Here is a 2,983-nt window from a genome sequence, read left to right on the forward strand (position 1 = left end):
ACCTATTTACGTGGTAGGTGGTCATTTAGTGTGTTCTGACTGGATAGGGAAATGGGATTTTATGCCAAATCGTCGTGATGAATTGCCGTTCGGCTGGTATTTTAGGAACGGAGACAATTATTTACTCAGTTCGCCACAGGGGCAGGCTCTAAATAGTTTATCTAGTAATTATAAAAAAGATCATCGCATTACCATTAAAACTATTAACGGTCTACAATATATTAATGTTCCAACAGCATTTGCGCCAGATGGTAGAGGTTTTTTTATACGTGCCGTTGATGGAACTACTCGACAGGTAGGTCATGTTGAGGATGACGCTATACGAGACATTTATGGGCATTTCGATGCTGGAGTTGTAGATCACCATGATGTATACGCTCGTGGCGCATTTAGAGGTTCGACGGCAATCTATCCAGAAAACGGTGCATCTCCACCCCAAAAAAACTGGGCAGCATGGGGGTATGATTTCCGTGCGTCAAATGTAGTACCCACTGCAAACGAAAATAGGGTTTTGAATATTGGAGCGACCCCAGCTATTTATTTAGGAGTTTAAAATGATCAATTATTATTACGATAACACAAACGAATTCAGACCGTACACACATCAATTAGATGCTAACGATGATACAATGCCGCCTGACAATGCGTTACGGGTTGCCCCAGAATTTAGGAGTGGGCATTATCCGTGCGAAAAAAACGGTAAATGGATTCTCATCGAGGATCATAGAGAAAAAACAGCCTATAATATCGAAACACAGGAGGCTATTGAAATTGATTATCTAGGTAAAATTAAAGCGGGATTCACCCTATTACAACCGTTCGAATTTTGTAAATGGAATGGTGAAAAATGGGTACTCGATGAAGAGCAAAAAAAGTCTTTTATCATTAAACTAAACCAATCAAAATTAGCAAATTTGTTATCTGATGCCAATAATGAGATAGAAATCTTGAATGACAAAATAGAGCTTGAAATAGCAACAGATGATGATAAAAAACAAATGAAAAAATGGAAATTGTATCGTATACAGCTAAAATCCATTGATACAAATAAATTAGATATTGAATTCCCAGCTAAGCCCTAAACGGGCTTTTTGGGGAATGTAACATTTATATCTGAGGTATCCACACGAGTTAATAATATGCGGTATTTCTTCCAGTTTTTTAACTGTTCTTCTTCATTATATTCTTGCATATCTAAATCGATAATATCCTGAAGCACCGCTATTTTTTCGTTAGCCTCGTTGATTAGTGAAATTTTCATAGTTTGATTTTGCAGTATAATTTGCTCATCAGACAAATGAATGGGCTCAGGATCAACAATCATTAGCTTGCCATTTATGTTTTTTAACGCCCTCCCTTCTCCGTTCGCTTTTATTGCTAATTCAGCATATTCTGTGTTTGTGTATGTCATGTTAATGCCCCCTTACTGTCCATCTAATCCAAGCTTCGCCAGTCACTGGTGAATACGATGCTAACCAAAACGAGGTTAAGTATAGTTCAGCATAGGCATAATCAATATCACCCCACAGCCCGCTGTTCACTTTATCAACACTCACTCCATAGTTTTGTGTTTTCATAGGTATTAGCAAATTAATTAAAGTGCCACAAACAGCATTTGGGGCTGGGGTTCGTGCAATAATAACGCCAGATTGTTCAATGAATCCGTTTGAATATTTGTTATACCAGCTATCACCGTTCACATATGATTCAACTATGTATATTCTATTGTATAACTGATCGATTTTGTTGTTAATATTAGATACATTAGCAATAACTGATTCCCCGTTAACAGTTAATTCAGCAAAATCAATTGGGTTACCTACCACGTAAATAGGTGATCCGTTTACCTGTTTTTTAACAGCAGGAATAGTACCAATATCATCCGCCGTTGGTTTATTATTAGGTGAGTAAACTCGCTGAGAATTTTCAGTTAAATTTTTAACATCTAATGAGCCGTCAATTAACTGATTATCTACACCAGATTTTTTAATGAAAACTGAAGTGTCAATTGAGGATACGGCTTTTTTGGCATCCTCTGCCGATTTTTTAGCATTCAGCTCAGATGTTTTGGCGTTGTTTTCGGATAGGCTGGCTGAATTTGCACTATTACTAGATTTTTGAGCTGAATTACTTGAAGCTGTGGCTGATGAGCTGGCGCTATCAGCACTGTTTTTTGCTGATGCCGCACTATTGAGCGCCGATGAGCTGGCATCTATGGCTGTATCGGCGTTTTTTACTGTTTGTTCCGCATAGCTTTTACTTTCCTCTAAAAGTTTAGCCAGTTCATTTGAAATTGCATATTGTGATTTTATCGTAACCTGTCGCCCGTCTGGAGCGGTTAGGGTGACCTCGTTTTCACTTGTTAATATTGTGTGCCAAGCGTCAAGTTGAATTTGATAATAATTCAGCATTTCGGATATTCGCAACGCTAAAGCCTCAATTGAAACATTGGGCGATGTTGGGATTTCGTAATTAACCCCAGTTTTTGTATCGCCAATATATTCATTTGCTAGCGTCAACTGTGTATCAGATTGAACAGACGCTATTTCACATATTTCTATTGAATTTTTTGTTTTTAATATTAACATTTGACCTGAACAAACACCAATTAATGGATTTGCCCATTTAGTCTCAATACCCGTTACTGATTTACTACCATTAGTAATTGTAATTGTACCTGTTTTATACCAAGACATAACTTTCCTCAAAGTTAAACAATAAATATAATTAAAGTATTTTTAAAAGATAAGGTTCAGAAAACCTGATTCTATTGATATTTTCTAATATCTATAAAGGGGATGTTTTCAATTTTTGGGAAATTTGTAATATGTTTTCCTTTAATATTGACTAATAGATGAAGACAAACACTCTCATTTATTGCTGTAGAAAAAATATCAAATATCAAATTTCCGAATGTTGGCAAGTTAAATAATTTTGAACCGTAAACAGTACATAAAACAGCGACAGGAAAACCAAGTTCAAT

The 2,983-nt window shown here is 36.3% G+C and carries 5 protein-coding genes; 2 read left to right on the forward strand and 3 right to left on the reverse strand.

The annotated features are described in order from the left end of the window. The first annotated feature begins 61 nt into the window (after nt 1-61). Nucleotides 62-553 carry a hypothetical protein gene (locus A9G10_RS12675; protein ID WP_143425934.1) on the forward strand — a complete coding sequence of 164 codons (492 nt, stop codon included), beginning with the start codon at nt 62-64 and terminating at the stop codon, nt 551-553. Between the two features lies 1 nt (nt 554). Then, nucleotides 555-1,082: a tail fiber assembly protein gene (locus A9G10_RS00800; RefSeq protein ID WP_065557806.1), complete on the forward strand. Its 528-nt coding sequence runs from the start codon at nt 555-557 to the stop codon at nt 1,080-1,082. On the opposite strand, the gene A9G10_RS00805 is transcribed toward A9G10_RS00800, so the two are convergent. The 3 genes from A9G10_RS00805 to A9G10_RS12865 all read right to left on the reverse strand — a co-directional run. Beyond that, the gene (locus A9G10_RS00805; protein ID WP_065557807.1) at nt 1,079-1,411 is read right to left on the reverse strand and encodes a tail fiber assembly protein; all 333 of its coding nucleotides are present in this window, start codon (nt 1,409-1,411) and stop codon (nt 1,079-1,081) included. The genes A9G10_RS00800 and A9G10_RS00805 overlap by 4 nt on opposite strands. A gap of 1 nt (nt 1,412) precedes the next feature. Next, nucleotides 1,413-2,696: a hypothetical protein gene (locus A9G10_RS00810; protein ID WP_065557808.1), complete on the reverse strand. Its 1,284-nt coding sequence runs from the start codon at nt 2,694-2,696 to the stop codon at nt 1,413-1,415. Between the two features lie 71 nt (nt 2,697-2,767). After that, a partial coding sequence (locus A9G10_RS12865) for a hypothetical protein (protein ID WP_218837299.1) occupies nt 2,768-2,983 on the reverse strand: 216 nt, incomplete at its 5' end.

Origin of the sequence: Gilliamella sp. wkB308, from assembly GCF_001690185.1 — a bacterium.
In the GTDB taxonomy this organism is placed as follows: Bacteria; Pseudomonadota; Gammaproteobacteria; order Enterobacterales; family Orbaceae; genus Gilliamella; species Gilliamella apicola_I.

What these genes read in the sequence shown, in the direction of transcription:
- A9G10_RS00805 (WP_065557807.1), bottom strand. Translation starts at nt 1,411, where the DNA reads ATGACATACACAAACACAGAATATGCTGAATTAGCAATAAAAGCGAAC.
- A9G10_RS12675 (WP_143425934.1), top strand. Translation starts at nt 62, where the DNA reads ATGCCAAATCGTCGTGATGAATTGCCGTTCGGCTGGTATTTTAGGAAC.
- A9G10_RS00800 (WP_065557806.1), top strand. Translation starts at nt 555, where the DNA reads ATGATCAATTATTATTACGATAACACAAACGAATTCAGACCGTACACA.
- A9G10_RS00810 (WP_065557808.1), bottom strand. Translation starts at nt 2,696, where the DNA reads ATGTCTTGGTATAAAACAGGTACAATTACAATTACTAATGGTAGTAAA.